Below are 25,659 nucleotides of genomic sequence, written 5' to 3' on the forward strand. Positions count from 1 at the left end.
ATAATTTAGGGTTATATCTTTTCTGCGTTAGCTGCTTTTAACCACGCTTCGTAGAATTCTATAACTGATGCATACCGTTCTGCTCGATTGTCACTTACAGCACGATACGCTACCTCATATAATTCCTTACTTGCTTCCCATTTTATAAAGGAACGATCTTTTTCACCGCCTAAAAGTGAGAAAGCCATTGCTCCCATATTAAATACATTTGTTCTTTCATCAATTGTTGCGTTTAGTTCAAATTCCTCTGGTGACATAAAACGGGAGGAACCCCATAGCCGACCCATTTTATTTATGTAAGGTTTCTTACTGTATAAATCTATATCACAAATTTTAGTCTCGTTTGTATTAAAATTATATAAAATACTACCGTCATAAAAATCTAATGCTACATAGTTTTTCTTTTCTATATAAGTATGGAAAGAAAAAATGGAATGTAAGGAATGAATTCGTTCTATAGCAGATAAATGTCTAAATTTATAAAATGGTGAGTTTGGATTTTTATATTTTTCAGGAGATGGGAAACGCCAATGCGAATGAAGACACTCACCATCAAACCAATCGAAAATTAATACATATCCAGATTGAACTGGAAAATGATCAATTAATCTTATGAGCGATTTATGCTTTAAATCTTCATAGATAGTAACTGAATTTTTTAGCCTTTCAATAGCATCACCCGTTGTTCCTTCATATGCAATTGTTTGTGCTCCTGCGTATTTGATAAATTTCTTATGCCCATCTTTTTCTACACCAAAACTTATATTACCTGAATCTTGTTGGTCAAAAACTGCAAATACGGTCCCTAATTTAATAAGCCAATCAAAATTATGATATTCTTTTAATTGGAATGTTACGTTATTTAACTGAATTTCCACGGAATTATCTTTCATAGATTACCTCACATTTAATATAATTAAGTTGTACATTCCACTATTCGACATATTTTATGGAAATCCTATGCTAATAATATAAAATTTTATAAATATAATGATAAATATTTATAGAGAGGTGAATACAATGGATCAACAAATTGTTATTAAACCGTATCAAAAAGAATGGGTTGAAGAGTATATAAAAGAAAAAGAGAAATTCTGTTCCTTGTTAGGACAAGAAATAATTGCTGTTGAACATATAGGAAGCACAGCAGTAGAAGGATTAGGAGCTAAACCTCTTATTGATATGATGATTGGCGTAACAGAATTGCAAATAACTGAAAAGTGGATTGCAGTTCTATCGGAAATTGGATATGAGTATGTTCCAAAAGATGCAACGAATTGGCGTTTTTTTAGAAAGGGAAAATGGAGAGCGGGTACTCATCATTTGCATATTTATATTTATAATAGTGATGAGTGGAGAAACAATATTTTATTTCGTGACTTTCTAATAAGCCATGAATGGGCACGTAAAGAATATAGAGAATTAAAAGAGAGGCTTGCTATTACATATGCTTTTGATCGTGTTTCATATACAAAGGCAAAAGCGCCGTTTATTCGAAAAATATTAGAATTGGCTAGAATTCAATAAATTTATAGATTCTTATCTAACTAGTTTTGAAACCTCTTCCTATACTTTTTATAGGGAGAGGTTTTTTTTCATAACAAAATATATAATTTCTAATTATTGGAGGCAAACTATTTTATTTATTTTGATATTTCTAGTACATTGGAAATATTAAGGGGGAATTAAGCAATGAAAGCTATTGTACATCAATATGAAAAAGGATTAGAGGGGTTAGAATATAAATTTTCACCTGAGATAAGTCCTAATGCAGGTGAAGTGAAAATAAAGTTAAAAGCTGCAGGGTTGAATCATAGGGATTTATTTATTATAAACAATAGAAAAGAAATGGATCTACCATTAGTAATAGGTTCAGATGGCTCAGGAATTGTTACAGAAATAGGAGAAGGAGTTTCAAATATTACACTACATACAGAAGTTATTATTAATCCTAGTATTGGATGGGAACATGCTACTGAAGTACCGGAGTTACCGGAAGTACTAGGTGGGCCGAAAGATGGAACGTTTGCTGAATATGTAATTGTACCAGCTGAAAATGTAGTAGAAAAGCCGTCATATCTTACTTGGGAAGAATCAGGTGTTTTATCTTTATCTGCATTAACTGCATATAGAGCGCTTTTTACAAAAGGGAGATTGAAGTGCGGTGAACACGTTTTAATTCCGGGAATAGGCGGTGGTGTTGCTACATTTGCCATGTTATTCGCGAAAGCAATTGGCGCTAAAGTGAGTGTTACTTCAAGGGTAGAGAATAAAAGGAAACTTGCTGCAAAATATGGTGCAGATATTTCTTTTCATAGTTCTGGAAATTGGGAAGAGAGCTTACAAGGTGAAAAAGTAGATTTAATAATAGATAGTATAGGTCCAGCAACTTTTTTGAAATATTTTGATGTATTAAAACCAAACGGAACAATCGTGAATTTTGGTGCAAGCTCAGGAGATAAAATTGAATTACCATTACGCGCGCTATTTTACAATCAAATTGATATTATGGGAACATCCATGGGTAGCCGTGAGGAATTTAATGAGATGATAAAGTTTATAGAAAAACATCAAATTAAACCAATTATTGATAAAGTTTACTCGTTAGAAGAGGCAATTCGAGCACTTAGCCGTATGGAACATGGAGAACAATTTGGAAATATTGTACTTCAAATGAATTAAAAAATATGATTTTGCAATTAGTATATTTAAATGAACATGTTATGTATTTCAAATATGAAAAAAATACGAACCGCCTTATTATAAAGGCTTACCGGCTTTATACATAAATAGCGTATAAAATTTGTTTAATAATTGTCACATGAGTAATAGTAAAATGAGAATTAGATGAAAAAAGTTTAAGCCTATTTTCATAATGGTATTGTATACTGTGTAAATCAAGAACACTTGTATGTAAGGAGAGAGTTTAATGAATTACACAGTATTTCAGTGGTTTAATAATTTTGCTGATTCATCCAAACTATTAGATACGTTAATGATTGCTATTACAAATAGCGCTGCATACGTAGCCGTTCTATTTATGTTTATCTTATGGTTTAATAATGGAAAGAAAGAAAAGGCAATTAGAAAACAATATACAGTTTTATATACGACGCTTTCGGTTATTATTGCATTAGTAGTAAATGTTCTTATACACGCGGTATATTACCATCCGCGTCCGTTCGTATCACATGATGTACATCAATTAGTACCACATGCAGCAGATTCATCATTCGTTAGTGATCATTCTGTACTTGTATTTTCAATCGCCTTCGTATTTATTCTTAGAGGAGAAAAACTGAAATATATCGCGCTATTATGGGCAGTACTAGTCGGTATATCACGTATGTACGTAGGTGTTCATTATCCTTTAGATATACTTGGTGCAGCATTCTTAACACTTATTACGAGTGCTTTAGTAATGCAAAGTACACGTATGTTTGAACCAATAGCGAAACTTGTATTCAAAATGTATGCATTAGTAGCGAGACGAATTCCTTTCTTAGCGAAATATAACCATATCGCATAATTTTCCTATAAAAAGTTCCCCTTTGGACATCCAGAGGGGAATTTTTTTATAGGAAATACGAAAAGAGTTTAGAGTGCTCTGTAATCAAGTTGTACTAATTAATATTCTGAAATTTCACGCACCGTATTTTAAATATATAAAATAATAACACAAAATAACAACAGTTAGTTTTGCATTGTTTTAAAGGAATTAAAAAGAAAACTTCGAAACATATAGTATCGTAAACAAAAACTACAAATTTTAAAACGGATCTTCGTACGAATCCATTCCAAAAGAGAGGAGATAAGTATGCAAAAACTCCAAACGAATAAAGGCGCTCGATATATGATGATTGCTTTTATTGTTTTGTTTCTTATTATGATTTTGCGTATATTCTATATTCAGGCAGTAGGAGTCGTGCATAATGTGAATGTAAAGGATCTCGCGAATGAACAACATAATAAAAAAGGTGTTTTAGAAGCGAATCGTGGCACTATCTATGATCAAACCGGAAAGGTGTTAGTACAAGATTCTACAACGTATCGAGTTGTTGTGAATTTAAAAGGAAAAGATAAAGTGAAAAATAAAGATGAAACCGCACAACAATTAGCCGATGCGCTTGAAATTGATAAAGAAGAAGTATTAAAAAACTTTCATGAAGGGCGTACGCAAGTTGAAATTGGGAAAATTGGTCGGAACTTATCTAGGGAAAAGAAGGAAAAAATTAATGATTTAAAAATACCAGGTGTATCTTTTATGTCGGAAAAAGCAAGAGTGTATCCGAATGAAGACTTTGCATCCTATATACTTGGTTTTGCTAGACCAGATGATAAAGGGAATACGGAAGGGAAGTTTGGGCTTGAAAAGAGTTTGGATAAATATTTGCACTCTACAAACGGAAATATAGAATATGTGGGTACACGAAGGGGAATTCCGCTTACAAATGATATAGGTAAAGTAGAACCTGCTAAAAATGGGAATAACGTATATTTAACGCTTGATAAACAAATTAATAGTTTTTTAGAAGAAGCGATGAACAAAGCGCAAGAACATTATGATCCTTCTATGTTAATTGGCATTATTGCTGATCCAAAAACAGGAAAGGTTTTAGCGATGTCTAGTAAACCTAGTTACAATCCTAATGTAGGTGATATCGAATACTTTTTAAATGACCCGATTGCAAATGCATATGAACCAGGTTCAACTATGAAAGTTTTTACGTTAGCAGCTGCCATTAATGAAGGTGTATATAACGGAAAAGAATATTTTCAATCTGGAAAATATTCCGTTGGTTCATCTGATATAAAAGACCATAATGGTGGATTTGGATGGGGATCAATTACATTTGATGAAGGATTTGAAAGGTCATCAAACGTAGCTTTTTCTATTTTAGAAGATCAGTTACTGAAACCAAATAAATTTAAGCAATATATGAATAAATTTGGATTCAATCAAAAAACAGGGATAGATTTACCTGGAGAAAGGAAAAATACTTTATTATTAAATACACAAATTCAACAGGTTACAACTTCTTTCGGTCAAGGTTCTACAGTAACTCCGATTCAATTAATCCAAGCGGCTACTGCTATAGCAAATGACGGGAAAATGATGCAACCATATATCGTTGATAAAGTTGTAAATCCAACAAACAAAGAAGTTATTATGGAAAATCAACCGAAAGAAATTGGGAATCCGATAAAAAAAGAAACAGCGGACAAGGTTAGAAGCTTAATGGAGCGTGTTATAACATCTTCAAAAGGAACTGGTACAATGTATAAAGTGGATGGTTATCCAATTGGAGGTAAGACAGGAACAGCACAAATCCCGAATCCTGAAAATGGCCGATATATGGAAGGGAAAGAGAATTACATTTTCTCCTTTTTAGGAATGGCTCCAATTGACGATCCGGAGTTAATCGTATACTTAGCTATTAAGCAGCCAAAGTTAAAAGGAGATGAGTATGGAGCTCAGCCTCTTGCTGAAATATTTAAACCTGTTATAAAAAACAGCCTTGAATATTTAAAGGTGAAACCGTATACAGAAAAACAAATAGCTGATGCAGCGAAACAATCTCAATTAAAAGTACAAAATTATGTAAATCAATCGATGGATACAATAGAGAAAAGTGTAGAAAAAGAGAAGCTACAGCCGGTAATTTTAGGAGAAGGAAAAATAATAAAACAATATCCACAGTCTGGCGAGGTAATGAGTGAAGGTGATCGTATATTTTTATTAGGGAATAACGCACAAATGCCAAATGTAAAAGGGTGGTCCATGCGTGATGTTATGCATTTCTCTAAACTTTTGAAATTAGATTTGAAAACTTCTGGTACGGGTTATGTAACGAGTCAAAGTATTGAAAAAGGACAAGATTTACAAGAAGGAGATACACTAGAACTAGAATTAGAACCGCCGTTACAACCGTTAACAGAGGCGAATACGAATTAATCCAGGCATTTGGAAAGAGCTATATGCAAATAGCTCTTTCTTTAGAGTTGCGAGTAATTTCACGCACCGTAATTTTTAGAAAAAATAATAAATAAAAGAACTAACAGTGACACGTTATTAAATATCTGATTATTGTTTATTTACAGTTAAATTTATATGTGATAATATGGAAAAAATAAATGCAGTGAAGAGAAGAGTAAATAAAATGAATTTTTCACAGAGAGCTCCATGTAGCTGAAAAGGAGTAAAAATTCTTTATTGAACCAAGCCTCTGAGCAGCACATCGGAACCTATTATTAGGGGATGGTGTGACGGGAGCTCCCGTTATAGAGCTATGGTATAAGCATGAATTAGAATGCAGTACCTGATAAGGTTAGTATGGTGACATATTAACAAACTAGGGTGGCACCGCGATGATAAATCTCGTCCCTAAGATTAAAAGTCTTGGGGGTGGGATTTTTTATTGTTGTAAAACAATTTTGAAAGCGGGGGCCAAAAATGAAAAATTTACTTAAAGATTGGAAATATCCTTTATTACTATTGTCCGGAGTTGGTATTGCGAATTTAGGGGCATGGATTTACTTAATAGCACTGAATGTACTTGTCTATAATATGGGTGGCTCAGCCTTAGCTGTTGCTACTTTATATGTAATAAAACCATTAGCCACTTTATTTACAAACGCTTGGTCTGGGAGTATGATTGATCGTTTAAATAAACGGAAATTAATGATTCACCTCGATATATATCGTGCGTTATTTATCGCTATTTTACCTTTACTTCCGTCACTTTGGATTGTTTATGTATTCGTATTCTTTATAAGTATGGCCAGTGCAATTTATGAGCCAACTGCTATGACGTATATGACGAAATTAATTCCAGTAGAGCAAAGACAACGTTTCAACTCATTACGTACTTTAATAGGATCTGGTGCATCATTAATTGGACCAGCAGTAGCGGGGGGATTATTAATTGCAGGTACACCAGAGTTTGCTATATATATGAATGCTATAGCATTTCTCTTATCAGGATTCATTACATTACTTTTACCGAATCTTGATAAGAAAGAAGATTCGGATACAACTAGTAATACATTATCACTTACAGTATTAAAAAAGATTGGAACACTGTTATAAATTTTAGTAGAAAACATGTGTATGTCGTATGTGTGTATTTCTTATTTCAAAGTATGTTCGTATTAGCAACTGCTACTGATTCACTTGAACTATCGTTTGCGAAAGAGGTATTACTACTAACAGATAGTGAATACGGTTTTCTAGTTAGTATAGCTGGTGCAGGATTTATTTTAGGTGCCATAACAAATACAATTTTATCAAAGAAATTAGCACCTTCATTTCTAATTGGAATAGGATCATTATTCATCGCAATTGGTTATATAATTTATGCTTTTTCAAATGTATTTTTAATAGCTGCTATTGGATTCTTTATTTTATCTTTCTCTATGGCATATGCAAATACAGGATTTTATACATTTTACCAAAATAACGTTCCCGTTCATATAATGGGACGGATCGGGAGTATATATGGACTTGTTATTGCGTTAGTAACAATCTTTATTACAATATTATCTGGTGTTGCGACTCAGTTCATTTCTATACAACTTGTAGTTATTGTAGGTTCATTGATCATGTTATTTATTACTATCGTCTTGTGTGTGTTTACTTTATTCCCATCACAATCTAAGTTGTATTCTACTGAATCAATAAAGTGAAACTTTAATCAGGGGGGGCATCCTCCGCTGATTATTAGCCCTCACCAATCGGGCTTTTACGGGCAGCAGGGCCCCCACCTCATTTCTTTGCTTCTACTGAATTTTGAGATGGGGGTCTTACTGCTCATAAATAGCGGGATAACTTCGAAATGAACTTTGTGTTCTCATTAACAATTTATCGTATTTAATAAGAGGGTTCTTTCCTCTTTATATGGAAAAATTAATAAGAGGAAAGAACAATACCGAAAGATAAGGGTGGTTGTCGTGATAAAAACAAAAGATGAAATTGATAAAATTGTAAAAGAAATACAAAAGAAAATAGATTTCTCTGGAGTAGTTTTAGTAAAAAAAGAAAAAGATTTAGTCTATGAAACAGCATTGGGTTACGCAAACCAAAGTGAATGTATAAACAATACGATACAAACAAGATTTGGCATTGCCTCAGGATGTAAAATCTTCACTGCAATTGGCATCTGTCAACTTGTTGAAAAAGGTGTTATTTCTTTTCATACAAAATTAAAAGATTGTCTAGAGATAAAATTTCCAAACTTCGATGAAGATATTACAATACATCAACTACTAACGCATAGTGCTGGTATACCAGATTATTTTGATGAAAGTATTATGGATAACTTCGAAGACCTTTGGAAACAAACACCTATGTATCTATTAAAGAGCGTAAAAGACTTTTTACCATTATTTCAAAACAATAATATGATGTTTGCACCTGGAAATAAGTTTCACTACAACAACGCAGGTTTTATTATACTTGGATTAATAATAGAAGAACAGACGGGACTTAAATTCACGGAGTATATAGAAACAAACATTTTTAATTCGATTGGTATGAATGATTCTGGCTATTTTTCGTTAGATAGATTACCAAGACATACAGCTCTAGGATATATAAAGGACGAAACCAACCAAAATTGGAGAACAAACGTCTACTCTATACCAATAAAAGGAGGAGCTGATGGAGGTGCATATGTTACTGCACCAGACATGTTGAAATTTTGGGCGGCACTATTTAATAATGAAATTTTAGGAAAGGAATATACAAAGTTACTTTTAACTCCCCACATTCATGTAAATGATAAACAGTCTTACGGATATGGAATATGGATTGAAACACGAGAAAACAAGGTATTCAAATATCATGTAATGGGATATGATCCAGGCGTCAGTTTTCGCTCGGCCATATATCCAGAATTAGGAATCACTTTAGTTATTCCATCGAATAAAGGGGCAGGACCCGAAAAATTAATGACAGAAATAGAAAGAGCTTTTTAATTATATGGATATAAAAGAAGAGATACGAAAATAATTTAAACGGGTTCATGCTTGTTTCTGTTTTGAAAAATATTTTAGTTAACGAGGAACCCTATATTCATTTAATAAGGTTTTTTTGTAATTCCGCACAATTATATATAAATATATGGATTTTTAAATAAAAAAACATTACTATATAGTTGTAAATTTTAATTATTACTTCATATGAAAGGATGTGTTAACAATTTGTATATGATCAACGGTAGTTTGTTTATTATTTTAGGGGTTATTTGTTATTTAATTGTACGTGGAATATTAATTGGTACCAAAAATAAAAAATATGTGATTTGGTGGAAAGAACTAGTAAGTTTTTTATTCGTGGTCTACATTTGTATGGTTGTTGCAGTAACTTTATTCCCTTTACCAATCGGTTTTCCTTCTAATATTGAAAATCTGAATCGCTCGGTCAATATAATACCATTTGCATCAATTATTAAAGACATCAATCAAATTGGTAGTGCTTATGATGGAGATGCCCTATTTATGATTGGTCTAATTGTAAGAAATGTAGGCGGGAATATTTTATTATTAATGCCTTTAGGATTTTTAGCACCTATCCTATGGGATAAATATAAGAAATTCAAAAATACAATTTTATTAGGATTTTCTATATCAGCTAGTATTGAATTGCTACAATTAATTGAGTCGTTATTTAGTGGAGTGGGACGTATTACTGATATTGATGATGTGATCTGTAATGTTCTAGGTTCTATTTTTGGATATTGTATTTATAATATCTTTTTAAAAGCCATTAATAAATTTAACATTCGAGTGTTGGGTAAAACTAATTCTAAAGGTATGGAATTAGTTGATAAATAGGAGTTTAAACGAGTTATTAAAGGCGTACGAGTAAAAAGTACGTCTTTTTATTTTTATAAATAATGCTTAAGGCTGATGAGAAGGGGAGAATATAAGCTTTAAAGATAAACAAGTTTATAGGAGGATTCTAAATGGATATTTTACTTGTTGTTCTTATTATTGTTTTGATGCAAAGTAAAGAACGAAAAGTGAAAATAAACCGTATTTGCCTCATTTCGGCTTTGTTGTGCTTTGTAACAATCCAGTCCATTATTCATATGGGACAAATAACATCCCTTGTTTAACATTGCTAAGAACGGTAATACTAATTAACATTGAACTTTTACAACAAGGGATGATAATATGATATACATTTACACAGATTTTGGTGGAACACATACTACCTCACTAGCTGCAGCGTATCATTTAAATAAACTACCAACGGATCGTAAGTTAACGAAAGAAGAAATTTTGAATGTAGATTACTTTAATAAATTGAAAACAGAAGATATGGGAAAAATTATTTTTCATGGAATCGATGAACATGGTCATCCTGTATATACGATTGGATGCGGCGCATCAAAAGTTGTTGTACCTGCGATGAAGCATTTAGGAGAAATCTTGCAAAAACATTATCAAAGCCATGAAAAGATTATATTTTCTAATACATCACCAACAGTGCCTTTACCGATGACTTTCGGTGGGCTGTTTTCTAGAAGGTTCCATATTGATTTTATTGGCGTACCGTTACTCGTATGGGGAGCAAAAATTTGCTGTGATAATATACAAAGGCTTGTTAGTTATACAAAAGAAGCTGGACGATTAACGAATGATTATGTAGTAATTTTAGATAATGAAACTTTTAAATAGTATATGATAAGAAGAAAATCGAGCAAATTCCTTGATTTTCTTTTTTATTTGTGAAATAGACAAGAAATAGTCACATTTAATATGCATCTACTATAGCCAAAACAATAAAGTCCTGTTACTATTACAGGGATATTCTCTTTTCATAACATAAATATATAGAAAAATTAGAAAAGAGGAATTGAATTAAGGGAGGAACAACATGAATCGTGTTGCTTGGATTACTGATAGTACAACTGCGAGTTTTAAAACAGAAGGAGATAACTTTGTTATCCCAATTGAAGTTATTATTGATGGTGTGTCGTACAAAGATTGTGAAGAAGGTGTGCGTGAGCGCGTTTATAATGCTTTGAACGAAGGTAAAACTGTCACTACATCACAGCCTAACATAGGGGAAATGGTAGAGTTATTTTCGAAATGCAAAGAAGAATATGAAGAAGGATTTGCAGTTGCTATTAGCGGAAAAGTAAGTGGAACCTATCAAAATATGAAGTTAGCTGCAGAAATGGCAGGTTTTCCATTAACGGTATTAGACAGTGAAACAACAAGTTATCCAATGGATGAACTAATTAGAAAAGCGAAATCGTTATACAATGATGGTATGACTTTACAAGATATACACAAAACATTAGTAGAGGAAAAAAGAAGACCTTTCCACGTATTCCCGAAAAGTTTAAAAGGCCTTTATGCAAGTGGGCGTGTAAAGGGCATTCAATTTTTACTTGGAAGTTTATTAAGTGTTAACTTAATATTAGAAGTAAAAGGTGGAGAGCTTTTACTTGAAAAGAAAGTTCGTAAAATCCAAAAATGTCGAGAATATATTAAAAATGAACTTGAAAAAGAATTACCCAAAGTACTTCATATGTTCCATGCTAATGATAAAGATGGAGCCGAAGAATGGATTGCAGATATTAGACAAGCATTCCCTGAAATGGATTTCAAATTATATCCATTACCAATTTCATTTGCGGTTCATGCAGGTGAAGGTACAATAGCAATTAGTTATTAAAGTAAAACCCGTGAATTATTCACGGGTTTTTTATTTAATTAAAATGAAATGTGATCTCGACATATCTCCATCGAGGTTAGAAATCGATGGTCGAGTTACCTTCTCATATATAACTGTGGAATGCCTTTTTTATGACTTATCCAATTATTTCTTACAAGGTTTAAGGAGGATTGAGTTGAAAACGAATTGATTAAAGTGTAAAATTACACTAAATAACACATTAGTTACTTTTGAGGGGGAAGTAAAGTGAATAAGGAGCATGCAATTGAACTTATTTCAATGAAAATAAAGTTAATACGCACTGAAAAAAGATATACACAAGATAAAATGGCTGAAGTTCTCGGCATATCAAAAAAAACGCTTGTTCAAATTGAGAAAGGGAGAACGAATGCAGGTTGGACCAACACTGTTGCTATTTGTGCATTGTTTAGAGATAGTGAAGTTTTACAGAATACTCTTGGGGATGATCCATTAGTAGTAATCGAAACAATGGCCCACAATAGCACTAACAACTTCAAAGAAAAAACATTGGGAGGAAAAGTCTGGTGGAAGCAGATTCAAGAAAAAGGGAACTTTCGCTTACAACAAAATCTAATTAGTCAGCATTATCGTATTCTAGACAGACAGGATTACCGCTGGTTCAATTCGTTTGATTTAGAAGAAACGCTAAATCAACTTAATAAATTAGCAACGAATTCAGAACATCAAATAACCAGAACTACAATGAGCGAAAATAAATAGGAGGAAATTACATATGATCATCTTGCATTTTCTTTGGATTTACTTTATGCCAATTTACTGGTTATGTGGATTTATAGGTGGAATCTATTTAATTATTGCAGGTATCAAATATCTTAAATTACTTGTAAGTGTAATGGGATTACTTTGTCTTACCCTTGTCGTGTTACCTATTGTTTGTTGGGGGACAGGGATTAATGCGGAATTTCTTCTTACACCCGTTTCCAACTTTTCACTATTCTCTTTAAGTGGGTTAATAGCAGGATTTATTGGATTGTGGTCAAAAATTAAAGGCATAAGAAATATGGGATTTACTATTTTTACTTGTGGAGTAATAGGTGCCCTATTCTATTATTTAATGTCTATACCCGATTCATACTATATAGGATAGTTTTTCAAAACTCAGTTCATTTACAAACAAAAGGATAGTGAAACAGGAAAAACATTATTTCTATTCTTTCTGTCTAACTTATTAAATAAAAAGGAGGTGCTATAGAACTGGTAGCGTTTCCTTTTTCACATGAATCATTCACCTATCAGATAGGTTGCGCTCCAGTACGTAGTAGGTAGCATATCAATAGCTAGCTATAATTTCTACATTCTCTGACTTTAAATGATAAAGGAGATGTTATCACAGTTGTTCCTGCAAAGAAAAAATGAATAGTTGTAGTAAAAACATTCTAGAATACAGAAGCTTAGGAATATTGGATATAAAATATGATAAATACGAGGCATAAGCCAGTTTACAATTTTTATGTCAACACTACAAACTTGACATGTGTGTATTTCGTTTTGCACTGTAAATCATTCATATTGAGTAATAGAATTGTAGAAATATATAATAGAATATTCGCACTAATATTTATACAGCTACAATCTATTTACATATAAGGTTATTAGGATTATATTGAAAATGAAAGAGAAAACAATAGATGGAAGGGGATGTTTTTTATGTTTAAAAAAGCAGCACTAGGGATTTCATCGTTAGCAATTACAGCGTTCGTCGGATTAGGAATGGCAACAGAAGCTTCAGCTGGACCAGCAGCACCACTTACTTCACTAAACGTCGTACAAGTAGAGTCTGAGCTAGGCGGGGTAGAAACAATTAATCAGAACAGCTTCAGCACATCGCGTAACCACGGGGGAAAATATTTATATATTACAACGAAAGAAATGGGCTATGGCCAAAACCCATTTGCTAAAATGAATGGTTCTAATGTAAAAAGTATTGATTCCACTATAATTGGCGGAAGACCAATCGTTGGCTGGTATTATAAATGGGATGCTTCTGGACACCAACAAGGAACGTTTGAGTACCAAAAGACATCTATAAATTCACCATTTAATACAATGCGTACATCAATTTATATCCAATAATCTTGAAAGCGTTCGCACATATAGAATAGTAAAAAAGGTACTTCTAGGAGTACCTTTTTTTGATTTGAATCACGTTCATCTATATTTACAATCCTGATTTCACAGCAAAAATACTTACCATAAAACAAAATCCTTAAACGTCTATAAAATTAATATGAACGCGTAGTACAAGTCCGCTACAGTTAAAGTACGTAACTTTACATATTTCAACTCAATGAAGAAGGAAGAAACTGTAGTACTTACGCCGCAGTTTTTAATTTATCCATGAACTCATAGTTTAATTTTAAGTTTTTTAGATATATAGACATAACCGTACTACCTGCTACTCTTTTTTAAAATTCAAGATTAAAAAGAGTAGCTAAATTTAAATAAGCTTAGCTTGATGGATATGTGGCGGAACTCTAAAATTAATTACATCTTTTTCATAATATAAACAATTTTATATAGGGAGATGAAAGGATTTTTTAAAATAATAAAGAAGTATGTATAAACAAATATATAAATGGTAGTGATTAGGATGAAAATCAGTAAGTTTGCAGAAGTAAATAATGTAAGTGTAGATACGATTAGACATTATATGGATCTCGGACTCGTTATTCCTGAGAAAAAAGGAAGTCACTATTTTTTTGACGAGTATTGTCAAAAGGATATAGAACTTATATTAGAGTACAAATGGATAGGGTTTAGCTTGAATGAAATTAAAGAACTGTTTCTTTATAAAAATTTAGGGAAATCCTTAGACTATGAAAAGGATATTTTTTATCAATCTTTATTTAAAGTAAAATATGAAAAGATTGAACAAGAGATAAAAACCTTAAAGGAACGAAAAGATAAATTAAAGAAAACGTTAAATAATTTATCTATAGAAACTGAAATTTCGAGTTCAATTTTAGGGGTAGATTTAAAAGTACTTCATTTATTTAAATGTGTTAAGTGTAACGGAAATTTAATTCTTGAAGATGGCATTATTAATAAAAATCAAATTGTTGAGGGGAAATTACTTTGTAATTGTGGTGAAGAATACGCGATTACTTCCGGAGTTTTAACAGCTGGAAAATTATTTGAGGTGTATAAGAGGAAATCACTTGAAGATTCTATTTCAGATTATATCCATGAAACGGATACTGCTTTTTTGGAAAATGTTCAAAGAGGAGGAGAATGGGCGAAAAAGAAACTAATGCAATTAGATTTAAATGAAAAAATACTACTTGATTTAGGGTCTGGTATTGGGTTCTTTTTACGAAATATTTATGAAGAACTACCGGAAGAGTGTTTATATATTGCTGTTGATCGAGATTTGAATAAACTTTTACTTTTAAAAGATGTAATTGAGAGAAGAAATGTGAAAAGAAATATTGTATTTATCTGTGCCGACTTTCTAAACATACCTATTCAGAATAATTCTGTTGATATTGTAATCGATCAATCAGGTACAAGTAATTATAGTTTTGAATATGAGGAGTTCTTATTGTGTGAATTAAATTCCCTTTTTAAACACAATTGTTATTTATTAAGTTCATTTATTTTATTTAATAAATTCAGCATAAATAGCCAAATTGCACCTAGACTCAGAGAGAATTTTACATCTGCAAAAGTAACAAAAGAAATCGAAAATTTACAGTTTCAATCTATTGATGAAAGTACTTCAAATTATTTGATACGAGGGGGAAGGTACGAGGATTTCTTTGTTCAAGGAGAAGAAATTTATACATATTCATTTTTCGGAAAAAGATGGGGTTAACCCCATCTTTTATTTATTTCCCCTTAAAACTTTTCAAATAGTACATATTGCTATTGGGTTGACCCAAGAACTTACAATGTACGTAACACAAAGTTAGGTAGGGGGAAAAGTGATGGGAAGTTTACGATTACATATAGAAAATAAAAAAAGAAACCAAGAACTAAGAAATATGTGTCTCTATTCATTCGGGAAAACAGTATCAATATTTGGTAGCTCTATTTATAGTTTTGCATTAGGATTATATGTTTTACATATAACCGGATCAGCATTAAATTTTGCCATTACGCTTATTTTAGGAACTATTCCGATGATTGTTATGAATCCATTTGCTGGTGTAATTGCAGATAAAGTTGATAAAAAGAAATTGGTCATTTGTATGGATTTACTAAGTGGAAGCTTATTAATTACTGTTTATATATTTAGCAGTAATTATGGATTAGACTTATTCACCATTTATGCTACTACCTTTCTTATAACGGTATTTACAACATTTTTTGGAATAGGATTAGAAGCTGCAAAACCAAATATCGTCTCCAAAGAGAGGCTAATGAGTATTAACTCTATAAATAAAATTATCGATTCTATATCTTTAATTCTAGGTCCTATGTTAGGTGGTATTGTTTTTGCAGTCTTTGATATTAAAATTTTTATAATTATAAACGGTATTTCATTTATCCTTTCGGCTATTTCCATATTATTTATTAACTTTAAATTGTTTGAGCAAAACATAAATGAGGAATGTTCAATTAGAAAAATTAATTTTATTGAAGATATAAAGGAGGGATACTCTTACTTAACGGAGCGGAAAAGCTTAAAAAATACGTTCAGTATTTTAATTTCACTTAATTTCTTCTTAGGGTTTGCTGTAACTGTTCCATTGCCATACATTATTAATACAGTTCTCGATCTTGGTTCTAAACAATTTGGTATGATTCAAGGGACTTTTCCAGTAGGCATGATAATTGGTGCGATTTTAGTAAAAAAGATAACCGATCGTTTTTCTTACGCTTATCTTTTGAAAAAGTTAAGCTTTATGTTGGCGGTTTTTATGATTATTTCAGGAATTCCAGTTTTATTCAAAAGTTTTGAGGTAAATGATTTTGTATACGTTATTACCTATTGTGTTGTTATGTTCTTTTTAGGACTAATTATAGTGCTTATTGATATACCTATAGCTTATTTCATGCAAAAAGAGATTCCTGATGAATATAGAGGGAGGGTTCTCAGCATTGGATTAAGTATAAGTAAAATGATGCTTCCTATAGCAATGGCGCTATCCGGTCTATTATTAAATTATATTCCAGCCTACATGATTACAATTGTAGGGGGAATCTTATATTTAATAGTAATTAAAGTTTCATCGAATTGTTTCATATTAGAAGTTCATTCGAAAGATTATAGCGCTTAGTAGATCTTAGATTATTTATATAATGGATACTGCTACATTTTTCAAGATAAGAAATGCAAATACTATAAAATGAAAAAATCGGCTGATTTCCCATGAACAATTTTGAAAAGATTACATATTCGTTTTGGAGACTACTTTAAAATTGTAGGTTGAGGGGGATGAATATCGTTCTAAATACAATAAGAAAATTTAACTTTGTTGATTGACCTTCCCCTTACAGGAAGCAGTATATTTAAAATAATTAATTACAGGAGGTGAGTGTTATGCTTTCAATTGGAGAGTTTTCAAAAATATCTCATCTTACAATGAAGACGCTGCGCTATTATGATGAAATTGGGCTTTTAAAACCAGCTTTCATAGACCCTAAGAATGGATATCGCTACTATGATATTTTCCAATTAGAAATAGCTTTATTGATTACACGATTAAAAACTTATTTATTTTCGCTGGAAGAAATTAAGGATATTTTAGAAAATCGGGAGAAAACTGAATTGCTTAACTCTAAAATGAAAACCAAACAAGAAAATCTAACACAGCAGATAACATATTATTCTTCTTTATTAAAAAAATTAAAGCGTGATATTCAACAATTAGATGAAGAGGAAAGTATCATAGGTTACTTAAATCATATTGAGATTAATCTTGTAAATCACTTAACCTATAATATATCATCTCAGCGAAAACAAATTAATACCGTTGATTTCCTAACACACTTTAATGAGTTGTTTAGTAAAATTTCATTTGAAAATTTATTACCTATTGCAAAACCACTTGCTATTTTCCATAGTTCAGAATATGTACCTGAAAATTATGATGTGGAAATTGCGATTCCCCTTGCAGAAGCCACAAATAAAACAAAAGTGTTTAATCCCGGTCTTTGCGCAATGGCTACGCTTATTGGTTCTTACGAAGAATTACCTTTTATTCATACAAAGCTACACGTTTGGATTGAAGAAAATAACTATAAACTGAATGGAGCTCCGTTTGAAGTTTATAAAACGAATCCTTATAGCACACAGGAGGAGAATAATATCATAGAAGTTTATTTTCCTATAAAATGAATAAAGGAAGGAGCGTATCACAATGTATGGTATAAACCGGCCAACAATAAAAGAAAAAATATTAATTTTAGTTACTGAGATTATCTATCTAATCATTGCGTATTACTTACTTTTCATTACTTATTTCAAACCAGGCATTTCAATAGGGCTGTTTATAGCTTTAATTATCACCGCTTTACGATTAACGGCTATGATGTTTATATGGTTGCCTAGAGGGATTTCATGGCAAGAAGCCATTATGAACAGTATTGCTTTTGGAATTTATTATTTAGGTTTTCCAATCTTAATGATTACTAGTAATCAGGATCCTAATTTAATATTACTTACAATAGGTTGGATATTGTTTTTAGGAGGAAGTATGTTAAACACAGTTTCAGAGCTACTTAGAAAATCCTTTAAAGACAATCCTGTAAATCAAGGTAAGCTATATACAGGTGGTTTATTTAAATATGCGATTCATATTAATTATCTGGGGGATTGCCTTTGGGTGTTAGGTTTAGCATTTATCGCTAGCAATATTTATAGTTTATTTATACCTCTAGGCCTGTTCTTTGTATTCGTTTTTGAATATATTCCAAAATCTGATGGTTACTTACAGAAAAAGTATGAAGAACAATTTACAGTCTATAAACAGAAAACAAAAAAATTAATACCGTTTATTTGGTAAATCAGTTTCATAAATTATAAAAAGCGCAGGATCAGCATCCTGCGCTTTTCTATCGTAATTCAGCTGTTTTTCTAATAACAATCTTATCCATATCATCTTCTTCATCACCAATAAATAACCCGCGCTCTTTTAAATACGCTTCAAAATATAAATCTGCTTCTGCACGTTCATCATATGGTTTGACAGATAGAACGAAACCTAATTTGTTTTGTTCTTCTAAATGAGAAGTGGAAATGTATGCCGGTACATTGTGGCGTAAAAAGAGTTCTTTAACCGGAATAATCATATCTTTCATTAATTTCGTTAACATACCCATTTCAAACTCGAAATTAAAGCGATCTATACTAGATAAATCAGCGAATACTACACCGATAAAACCTGTATTAAATACTTCTTGATATTCTACATCTTCGTCATGGCCGCCGTAAAAATTCTTTTCGATTAAATAATTTACAAAATAAGCAACGCCATCACTTTGTTCAAATGGTTTCGTTGAAAGAACAAAGCCAATTTTCTTTTGTTTATGTAAATATACACATGACATGTATGCTGAAATGTTATGTTCTTTAAACAAAGCGCTTGTTGCTCCAGAGAGACCATCTAATACGTGATGAACAATTTGAAGTTTTTTACGAGCGAAATAATAGGATTTCTTTTGTAACTCCAATGTATCAATAAAGACAGAGCCGATAAAGCCTGTATTTGAAATAATAGGTGCTTGCTTTTTTCTTCCTCTGCGCTTTAATGGAGCCATTGTTAAAATCATCCCTTCATGTACGTTTAAAATAAAAAAGAACGTTTGTTCGTATAATTATATTTTACTATTAAAACGCTATAAAGTAAAGGGTTTTTGATGAAAATATAACAAAAAAGACACCTTATAAAAGGTGCCTTAAACGCTGTAGGGAATAGGGTTTACCCTAACTATTTATATTATGATACAGAAACAATCTCTTCTGTATCTTCTACATCTAAATGACAGTCCATAGTACGAACATCTTGATCTTCATGACTTCCGAAATAAATAGTAATTTTCATATGTATCGCTCCTTTATTCTAGGAATACCTAAAATAATTACTAGTAATGTTAATATTTATTATATACCACTTTTTTCATTCCGACAACGTTATATCATTTTTAATTATTTTAAACTATAGAGCACAGTTTAAAGAGGTACTTTTTATAAAAAAAGGTAAATTTCTAATATGTTATATTTAATATAGAGAGATTCGAGTATTACTTTTTATGAAAAGGAGAACTATTGATGAATTATAAACAATTACTAATAGATAACTTTGCATTTAAAACTTCATATGTTGCGCAATTTGTGCCCGGAATGAGTATAAAAGAAACGAAAGATTATATTGCTGTTGATTGCGGATTACCTGCCGATACATTCAATATCATCACTCTACTGAACAATAATTTAACGGAAGGGGTCGAGAAATTATATAAGGAGGTAGAATACTATAATCAAAAGAAATTTCCAATGAGTGTTTGGTTATGGGATGAGGAGCAAGAGCGGGATATAAAAAGCGAGTTAAATAAAATCGGTTTAAAAGAAGCGGAGCAAAATATTGCGATGGTAGCAGACTTAAAAACAATTTCTCCAACAATACACATGCCAGTAAGTTTTACAATTCAACAAGCATCTTCACCTGGACTAATAAAAAAATTTGGAGAAACGTTAGCTAATCTATTCGGCACATCAGAAGAAGCTATACATGTACAAGCATTCTATAATCAAATTTCTAATCTTGATTTATGGAACAGTGAGAATATGAAACTATTTTTAGGATTTTATGAAGGTGAAATCGTAACTGTTGGTTCATTGATATGTTCAAAAGATAGTATTGGTATTTATGACATCGCAACGAAAGAAGAAATGAGAGGACGAGGATTCGGATCTACTATGTTCAATTTCCTTCTGCAAGAAGCACAAAAATTTAAAAATACGTATTGTGTATTACAAGCTTCAACCGATGGAATCAATATTTATAAAAAATCGGGATTTCAAGCTATCGGCAAAATGACTGTATTGGAAAATCGACATGTAATTGAGTAAATCATTCAAGTTAAATTGTCTTTATATAGGAGCTTATAAATCGTTATGAAAAAGATATATCTCGTTACAATAATTTGTGCCTTTATAATAATAAGTATCTTTGTTTTTCAGAAAATTAATGAACATAAGTATACTAAAGCTATGAATCAATCAAATCATATAAAAAATATCGCACATAGAGGTGCTTCTGCGTTCGCGCCTGAACATACAATAGCAGCATATCGATTAGGCCAACAAATGAATGGAGATTATATAGAAATTGATCTCCAAATGACAAAAGATGGGCATTTAGTGGCAATGCATGACGAAACCTTAAACCGTACAACAAATGGTACTGGGCTAGTGAAAGAGCATACATTAGAAGAAATAAAGCAACTAAATGCAGATTCTTTTTTCAACGAAAAATATCCGAACTTAGCAAAGAAAGAATTTGAAAATGCTAAAGTCCCAACATTAACAGAAATTATTGAAACGTTTGGGCATAACGCAAACTATTATATTGAAACAAAATCACCTAATGAATATCCAGGAATGGAAGAAAAATTATTAGAAATTATTAATCACTATGAAATACAGGATAAAGTTATTATTCAATCGTTTAGTGAAGAAAGTCTGCAAAAGATTCATAGCTTAAATAGTAATATATCTTTAGTACAATTATTACCTTATAAAAAAGCAGTTCAATTAACAGAATTAGAGATAGAAAAGTATAAAACGTACTGCATAGGTCTTGGTATGAATTACAAATATATTGATTCAGATTATGTAAATAAAATAAAGAAAAACGGATTAGAAGTTCATCCATTTACAGTAGATAATGAAAAAGATATGAAAAAGTTACTTTCATGGGGAGTCGACGGGATGTTTACTAATTATCCGGATCGTTTACATTCAATATTGGATTTGAAAAGTCATGAATAAGAAGTGTTATTCATAAAGGGAAAATTTACACAACCTATATATTAGGATTAATAATGCAAGGTGGCATGTTGCATATAAAAAGAAAATACCAAAAACCGCAACTAGAAGACCTGGGTTGCGGTTTTTTTATTGCTTCGATTTCAGTTTACAAAGTTTGAAGCTAGAAATGTAAATCTATTTAGATGAATTGGCTTCTTATGTATTTGTACTTCGGATCGTTCTAGGTATATGTACAACCCATGAGACGAGTTTTGCATAGGATAATAGAAAAGGAGATGTTGCATATTGAAATACCACAATAGAAATGTAAGTAATCTGAATAAATTAGCGGATAATACGAAAGCTGCAGCTTTTAAGTGGTATCAGTACTGTATCGACAATGGAATTGAAGTATTAATTTATGAAACAATCCGTACGGTCGAGCAACAACGTGAATATGTTCGTAAAGGAGCATCACAAACGATGCGCTCATATCACTTAGTAGGACAGGCATTAGATTTTGTTCCAATTCAGTCGAATGGTACAGAAGATTGGAATGGCTATAATAAAGAACCGTGGGCATCAGCAATTCGTTATGCTAAACAAATTGGCTTTGAATGGGGCGGTGACTGGAAAGGATTTGTGGATAGCCCGCATTTGCAATATAACTACAAAGGATATGGAACGGATACTTTTGGAAAAGGTGCTCAAAACGTAGTGACTCCTCCCCCGTCGAATGATAGTGTAGGGATTGCTTATATTAACGGTAGTAATGTAAATTTACGAAAAGGACCTGGTACTGGATATGGCGTTATTCGTCAATTAGGGAAAGGAGAGTCCTACAAAGTATTTGGACAATCAAATGGCTGGTTAAATCTCGGTGGCGATCAGTGGATTTATAACGATCCATCATATATTCGTTATACGGGAGGAAATGTACCAACACCTTCACAATCATCAAACGAGGGTGTAGGTGTAGTTACTATAATCGCTGATGTTATTGCGTGTTCGTACCGGCCCAGGAACAAATTACGGCATTGTGAAAAACGTGTATCAAGGTGAAAAATATCAATCATTTGGATATAAAGATGGTTGGTATAATGTTGGTGGAAATCAATGGGTTTCTGGTGAATATGTTACGTTTGTAAAGTAAAAATAAGAGCCGTCCTGTTGGGCGGCATTTTATTTTAAATATTCATAGGGCGAGCACTCATGATATCATTCGTGATACATAGAGTATAATTTTTCATTCTAATAATCAGAAAGTAATCAAAATGTAATTAATTTCAACTACGCTTTTTATATTTTTTTGATACACTGGCTACGAGGGGGATACCAATTAAGGTGGGTAAAAACCAAAACCATATTGGCGGAAGTAAATTTATAATAGGAATATGGATGCCGACATTTACTAAAAGTGCGGTGACTGCCCCTATATAAGAACCTAACATACCTCTAATGTGGTGATGGAGCCAATTTTTCCAACGTTTTTTTCGTGCAAGGTATCCATAAATCGCAAATGAATAAGAGAAGATTGCTACATAAAATAAATATGCAATTTTATCCCAGTTGATAATGGATAATAGTATTGCCGTAAGGGTAATGACAACATAGGATGCATGATATATTTCGCCCCATTCGGTATGTTTTCCTTTCTTCTTTTGGGCAACCATCGCTACAATACCAGTGATTAAGCATATTGTTCCAAATAGGATGTGTACGGTTAAAAGAATGTTAAAAATGCTCATAATAATTCCTCCTTTTTTATTTTTATAGTATTGCAGTATAGGAGAAAAGTTGAAAAATATAGTTAGTTCGGCTTAATATATTGAAATAAAGGTACTCCTAGAACAAAATCCAATGATTGAACTATTTTCTCAAATTTAGTGAGCTGATTATTATGTTAAATGAAGGAGAGACTTCTATGTTTACATCTATTACATATTTACAATCGGGCAATGACAAGCAACAAAAAATATATGATGTTTTGAATAGCCTAAACATAATGGAAGATTAGCTTTATATAATCCCGTTCTTTGCGGGACAATCCCGATAAGAATTGATACTCCTCAATCTGACTTAGATATTGTAATGGAAGTATATAACTTTGATGTTTTTGAGCAGGAAATGAGATCTTTATATGGTTCTTATGGAGGGTTCAACATTAAAAAGAAAAAAATTAAAGGTACTGAATCGATAAAGGTGAATTTTGAATTCGAAGGTTTTGAATTTGAATTATTTGCTCAACCTAAGCCAGTGCGTAATCAAAATGCATATAGACATATGATAGTGGAGCACATGTTATTAATGCAGCATCCCCATATAAGGGAAGAAGTTATTCACTTAAAGGAACAAGGTTTAAAAACAGAACCTGCTTTTGCTCAAGTATTAAATATTGACGGAGATCCTTATGAAGAACTTATTTTATTAGGGCAGGAAATGAAATTGTGGTAAATAAGATACATAAAAAAATCCTCCAAAAACAAAAGAGGATTTTTTTTATGCCGTTAACTTCCGAATTAATTCACTGAGCAATTTAATTCCGTTAGTCATTTGTTCTGGAGTAGCATATCCATATGATAAACGAATGTACTGATCTGATTCTTCTTCATAAATACGTCCCGGATTTAAAAGAATTCCTTTTGATAGTGCCTCTGAAAATAGTTTTTTCATCGGAATGTTATGTACAACCTTTAGCCATATAAAAAATCCACCACTAGGAATATCCCATGATGCAATATCTGCACAATATTTATTTAAAGCTCGTATCATTATTTGTCTTCGTTCTTTCAGGTGCATTCTTACGTTTGCTACATGTGCTTCATAAAAACCTTCATTTATCCATTCAGCAGCTACTCTTTGAGATAAAGAGCTGGATCCATAGTCTGTTTGCATTTTTATATCTGACAATCTATCAATAACAGGTTCTGGTCCGATTATCCATCCAATTCTAAGTCCTGGGCTAAGTGTTTTAGAGAGACTACCAATATATAATACATGTCCATGTTTATCCATCGACTTTAAAGGAGCTGGAGGTGATTCATCAAGCCATAACTCTCGGTAAATATCATCCTCGATGATAGGCAATTGCTCTTTTTCACATATTTTTAATATTTCTTTTCTTCGCTCTTTGGACATCAATATCCCCGTTGGATTTTGAAAACAAGGGATTGAATATAAAATATTATTCTTTTGACTATATTTAATTCGCTTTAATAAGTCGTTAGGTAAAATACCGTGATGATCCATTGATATACCGGATAAATTTATATTTGCTGATTGAAAAACATGAAGTGAATATAAGTAAGAAGGTTGTTCAAGTAAAACAGTTGATTTTCTATGTAAAAGACCAATTGATATTAATTGTAATGCTTGGAGTGCACCCGAGACTATTAATATAGAACCCGGTGATGCATGTATTCCAAATGATTTTACGTATTTACTTATTGCTTCCCGTAACGGATAAAAACCTTTTTGTTCTTCGTATCCGAAATAATCTAATTCCTCACTGACGTTTTTAATTATAGATTGCATAGTTTCGAGCGGAAAAAGATGAGGTGCAAGTTCACCTTTACTAAGATGGATAAGCGTTTTATTTGCTTCTGCTTCATTTATTTCTCGCACCATTAACTTACTTGGTTTATGAATACCGGCCTTTACATATTCACTCCAATCGGGCGGGGGATTAGTTGCTAATAATGACCATGTATTATTTGTTACAATTGTTCCTGCTCCGATTTGTCCTTGAATTAAACCATCTGCCATAAGTTCATCTAGCGCATTTATTACAGTACTTCGATTTACATGAAATAATTTTGCTAACTGCCGCTGACTAGGGATTTTACTTCCAATTGGCCATTCTCCGTTTTCAATTTTTTCTTTCATATAGTCTATTATCTGCCGATATTTGGGCACTTTTTTATCGGTTGTCATATAAAAAACTCCTTCGTTTATTTAAAAGATTCAAAGTGGTTGGTTTTTCCGATAAATAACTGGTTGAAGACATTGTATC

At 31.9% G+C, this 25,659-nt stretch carries 21 protein-coding genes, 4 pseudogenes and 1 other annotated feature; of the genes and pseudogenes, 21 read left to right on the top strand and 4 right to left on the bottom strand.

Features of this window, described 5'->3' with window-relative positions:
• Positions 1-11: 11 nt before the first annotated feature.
• Positions 12-893, bottom strand: a complete 882-nt coding sequence (locus tag NST90_RS12840) for a protein kinase (protein WP_000654539.1) — start codon at positions 891-893, stop codon at positions 12-14.
• 127 nt (positions 894-1,020) lie between these two features.
• Here NST90_RS12840 and NST90_RS12845 point away from each other — a divergent pair, with 127 nt between their 5' ends.
• The 17 genes and pseudogenes from NST90_RS12845 to NST90_RS12925 all read left to right on the top strand — a co-directional run bounded on the left by NST90_RS12845 (position 1,021) and on the right by NST90_RS12925 (position 18,681).
• Positions 1,021-1,527, top strand: coding sequence for a GrpB family protein (locus NST90_RS12845; protein WP_044306488.1), 507 nt, complete (start codon positions 1,021-1,023; stop codon positions 1,525-1,527).
• A 165-nt stretch (positions 1,528-1,692) separates the two neighbouring features.
• Positions 1,693-2,682 carry a zinc-binding dehydrogenase gene (locus NST90_RS12850; RefSeq protein ID WP_016122591.1) on the top strand — a complete coding sequence of 330 codons (990 nt, stop codon included), beginning with the start codon at positions 1,693-1,695 and terminating at the stop codon, positions 2,680-2,682.
• Positions 2,683-2,929: 247 nt separating this feature from the next.
• Positions 2,930-3,529, top strand: a complete 600-nt coding sequence (locus NST90_RS12855) for an undecaprenyl-diphosphatase (protein WP_001110128.1) — start codon at positions 2,930-2,932, stop codon at positions 3,527-3,529.
• 288 nt (positions 3,530-3,817) lie between these two features.
• Positions 3,818-5,956, top strand: a complete 2,139-nt coding sequence (locus NST90_RS12860) for a penicillin-binding protein (protein WP_001170943.1) — start codon at positions 3,818-3,820, stop codon at positions 5,954-5,956.
• Positions 5,957-6,131: 175 nt separating this feature from the next.
• Positions 6,132-6,390 (top strand) — a binding site (T-box leader).
• A gap of 64 nt (positions 6,391-6,454) precedes the next feature.
• Positions 6,455-7,686 (top strand): annotated as a pseudogene (locus NST90_RS12865) (MFS transporter).
• 264 nt (positions 7,687-7,950) lie between these two features.
• Entirely contained in the window at positions 7,951-8,976 is a 1,026-nt protein-coding gene (locus NST90_RS12870; protein WP_006929662.1) for a serine hydrolase, read from the top strand.
• A gap of 225 nt (positions 8,977-9,201) precedes the next feature.
• Positions 9,202-9,834 (top strand): VanZ family protein, encoded by a 633-nt coding sequence (locus NST90_RS12875; protein WP_000281844.1) that lies wholly within the window; start codon positions 9,202-9,204, stop codon positions 9,832-9,834.
• Positions 9,835-9,965: 131 nt separating this feature from the next.
• Positions 9,966-10,174: pseudogene (locus NST90_RS12880) on the top strand (DUF1453 domain-containing protein); the annotation flags it as partial.
• Positions 10,175-10,176: 2 nt separating this feature from the next.
• A complete protein-coding gene (locus NST90_RS12885; protein WP_000639421.1) occupies positions 10,177-10,683 on the top strand; it encodes a DUF3189 family protein in 507 nt (168 codons plus the stop codon).
• A gap of 199 nt (positions 10,684-10,882) precedes the next feature.
• Positions 10,883-11,689 carry a DegV family protein gene (locus tag NST90_RS12890; RefSeq protein ID WP_025709375.1) on the top strand — a complete coding sequence of 269 codons (807 nt, stop codon included), beginning with the start codon at positions 10,883-10,885 and terminating at the stop codon, positions 11,687-11,689.
• 246 nt (positions 11,690-11,935) lie between these two features.
• Entirely contained in the window at positions 11,936-12,430 is a 495-nt protein-coding gene (locus tag NST90_RS12895; RefSeq protein ID WP_001031006.1) for a helix-turn-helix domain-containing protein, read from the top strand.
• 13 nt (positions 12,431-12,443) lie between these two features.
• Positions 12,444-12,818: a hypothetical protein gene (locus NST90_RS12900; RefSeq protein WP_000584709.1), complete on the top strand. Its 375-nt coding sequence runs from the start codon at positions 12,444-12,446 to the stop codon at positions 12,816-12,818.
• A 560-nt stretch (positions 12,819-13,378) separates the two neighbouring features.
• Positions 13,379-13,804: a DUF4879 domain-containing protein gene (locus tag NST90_RS12905; RefSeq protein ID WP_000472917.1), complete on the top strand. Its 426-nt coding sequence runs from the start codon at positions 13,379-13,381 to the stop codon at positions 13,802-13,804.
• A gap of 517 nt (positions 13,805-14,321) precedes the next feature.
• Positions 14,322-15,545 (top strand): MerR family transcriptional regulator, encoded by a 1,224-nt coding sequence (locus NST90_RS12910; protein WP_025709376.1) that lies wholly within the window; start codon positions 14,322-14,324, stop codon positions 15,543-15,545.
• Positions 15,546-15,657: 112 nt separating this feature from the next.
• Positions 15,658-16,953 (top strand): MFS transporter, encoded by a 1,296-nt coding sequence (locus NST90_RS12915; protein ID WP_046392768.1) that lies wholly within the window; start codon positions 15,658-15,660, stop codon positions 16,951-16,953.
• Positions 16,954-17,216: 263 nt separating this feature from the next.
• Complete coding sequence (locus NST90_RS12920) at positions 17,217-18,014, top strand: MerR family transcriptional regulator (protein WP_000948769.1); 798 nt, start codon at positions 17,217-17,219, stop codon at positions 18,012-18,014.
• Between the two features lie 22 nt (positions 18,015-18,036).
• A complete protein-coding gene (locus NST90_RS12925; RefSeq protein WP_000274257.1) occupies positions 18,037-18,681 on the top strand; it encodes a DUF1295 domain-containing protein in 645 nt (214 codons plus the stop codon).
• A 49-nt stretch (positions 18,682-18,730) separates the two neighbouring features.
• Here NST90_RS12925 and NST90_RS12930 read toward each other — a convergent pair whose 3' ends face one another.
• Complete coding sequence (locus NST90_RS12930; RefSeq protein ID WP_025709380.1) at positions 18,731-19,435, bottom strand: hypothetical protein; 705 nt, start codon at positions 19,433-19,435, stop codon at positions 18,731-18,733.
• Positions 19,436-19,946: 511 nt separating this feature from the next.
• Here NST90_RS12930 and NST90_RS12935 point away from each other — a divergent pair.
• The 3 genes and pseudogenes from NST90_RS12935 (at position 19,947) to NST90_RS12945 (ending at position 22,800) form a co-directional block, all read left to right on the top strand.
• Positions 19,947-20,747 carry a GNAT family N-acetyltransferase gene (locus NST90_RS12935; protein WP_001107062.1) on the top strand — a complete coding sequence of 267 codons (801 nt, stop codon included), beginning with the start codon at positions 19,947-19,949 and terminating at the stop codon, positions 20,745-20,747.
• Between the two features lie 45 nt (positions 20,748-20,792).
• Entirely contained in the window at positions 20,793-21,668 is an 876-nt protein-coding gene (locus tag NST90_RS12940; RefSeq protein WP_046392769.1) for a glycerophosphodiester phosphodiesterase, read from the top strand.
• Between the two features lie 285 nt (positions 21,669-21,953).
• A pseudogene (locus NST90_RS12945) lies at positions 21,954-22,800 on the top strand (M15 family metallopeptidase).
• A gap of 133 nt (positions 22,801-22,933) precedes the next feature.
• On the opposite strand, the gene NST90_RS12950 reads toward NST90_RS12945, so the two are convergent.
• Positions 22,934-23,395: a hypothetical protein gene (locus NST90_RS12950; protein WP_006929674.1), complete on the bottom strand. Its 462-nt coding sequence runs from the start codon at positions 23,393-23,395 to the stop codon at positions 22,934-22,936.
• Positions 23,396-23,571: 176 nt separating this feature from the next.
• Here NST90_RS12950 and NST90_RS12955 point away from each other — a divergent pair.
• Positions 23,572-24,101: pseudogene (locus NST90_RS12955) on the top strand (DUF4269 domain-containing protein).
• Between the two features lie 45 nt (positions 24,102-24,146).
• Here NST90_RS12955 and NST90_RS12960 read toward each other — a convergent pair.
• Complete coding sequence (locus NST90_RS12960) at positions 24,147-25,580, bottom strand: PLP-dependent aminotransferase family protein (protein ID WP_000205599.1); 1,434 nt, start codon at positions 25,578-25,580, stop codon at positions 24,147-24,149.
• Between the last annotated feature and the right edge of the window lie 79 nt (positions 25,581-25,659).

Origin of the sequence: Bacillus sp. FSL E2-8900 (genome assembly GCF_037966225.1) — a bacterium.
Classification (GTDB): Bacteria; Bacillota; Bacilli; order Bacillales; family Bacillaceae_G; genus Bacillus_A; species Bacillus_A cereus.

What these genes read in the sequence shown, in the direction of transcription:
- NST90_RS12840 (WP_000654539.1), bottom strand. Translation starts at nt 893, where the DNA reads ATGAAAGATAATTCCGTGGAAATTCAGTTAAATAACGTAACATTCCAA.
- NST90_RS12845 (WP_044306488.1), top strand. Translation starts at nt 1,021, where the DNA reads ATGGATCAACAAATTGTTATTAAACCGTATCAAAAAGAATGGGTTGAA.
- NST90_RS12850 (WP_016122591.1), top strand. Translation starts at nt 1,693, where the DNA reads ATGAAAGCTATTGTACATCAATATGAAAAAGGATTAGAGGGGTTAGAA.
- NST90_RS12855 (WP_001110128.1), top strand. Translation starts at nt 2,930, where the DNA reads ATGAATTACACAGTATTTCAGTGGTTTAATAATTTTGCTGATTCATCC.
- NST90_RS12860 (WP_001170943.1), top strand. Translation starts at nt 3,818, where the DNA reads ATGCAAAAACTCCAAACGAATAAAGGCGCTCGATATATGATGATTGCT.
- NST90_RS12885 (WP_000639421.1), top strand. Translation starts at nt 10,177, where the DNA reads ATGATATACATTTACACAGATTTTGGTGGAACACATACTACCTCACTA.
- NST90_RS12890 (WP_025709375.1), top strand. Translation starts at nt 10,883, where the DNA reads ATGAATCGTGTTGCTTGGATTACTGATAGTACAACTGCGAGTTTTAAA.
- NST90_RS12900 (WP_000584709.1), top strand. Translation starts at nt 12,444, where the DNA reads ATGATCATCTTGCATTTTCTTTGGATTTACTTTATGCCAATTTACTGG.
- NST90_RS12905 (WP_000472917.1), top strand. Translation starts at nt 13,379, where the DNA reads ATGTTTAAAAAAGCAGCACTAGGGATTTCATCGTTAGCAATTACAGCG.
- NST90_RS12910 (WP_025709376.1), top strand. Translation starts at nt 14,322, where the DNA reads ATGAAAATCAGTAAGTTTGCAGAAGTAAATAATGTAAGTGTAGATACG.
- NST90_RS12915 (WP_046392768.1), top strand. Translation starts at nt 15,658, where the DNA reads ATGGGAAGTTTACGATTACATATAGAAAATAAAAAAAGAAACCAAGAA.
- NST90_RS12920 (WP_000948769.1), top strand. Translation starts at nt 17,217, where the DNA reads ATGCTTTCAATTGGAGAGTTTTCAAAAATATCTCATCTTACAATGAAG.
- NST90_RS12925 (WP_000274257.1), top strand. Translation starts at nt 18,037, where the DNA reads ATGTATGGTATAAACCGGCCAACAATAAAAGAAAAAATATTAATTTTA.
- NST90_RS12930 (WP_025709380.1), bottom strand. Translation starts at nt 19,435, where the DNA reads ATGGCTCCATTAAAGCGCAGAGGAAGAAAAAAGCAAGCACCTATTATT.
- NST90_RS12935 (WP_001107062.1), top strand. Translation starts at nt 19,947, where the DNA reads ATGAATTATAAACAATTACTAATAGATAACTTTGCATTTAAAACTTCA.
- NST90_RS12940 (WP_046392769.1), top strand. Translation starts at nt 20,793, where the DNA reads ATGAAAAAGATATATCTCGTTACAATAATTTGTGCCTTTATAATAATA.
- NST90_RS12950 (WP_006929674.1), bottom strand. Translation starts at nt 23,395, where the DNA reads ATGAGCATTTTTAACATTCTTTTAACCGTACACATCCTATTTGGAACA.
- NST90_RS12960 (WP_000205599.1), bottom strand. Translation starts at nt 25,580, where the DNA reads ATGACAACCGATAAAAAAGTGCCCAAATATCGGCAGATAATAGACTAT.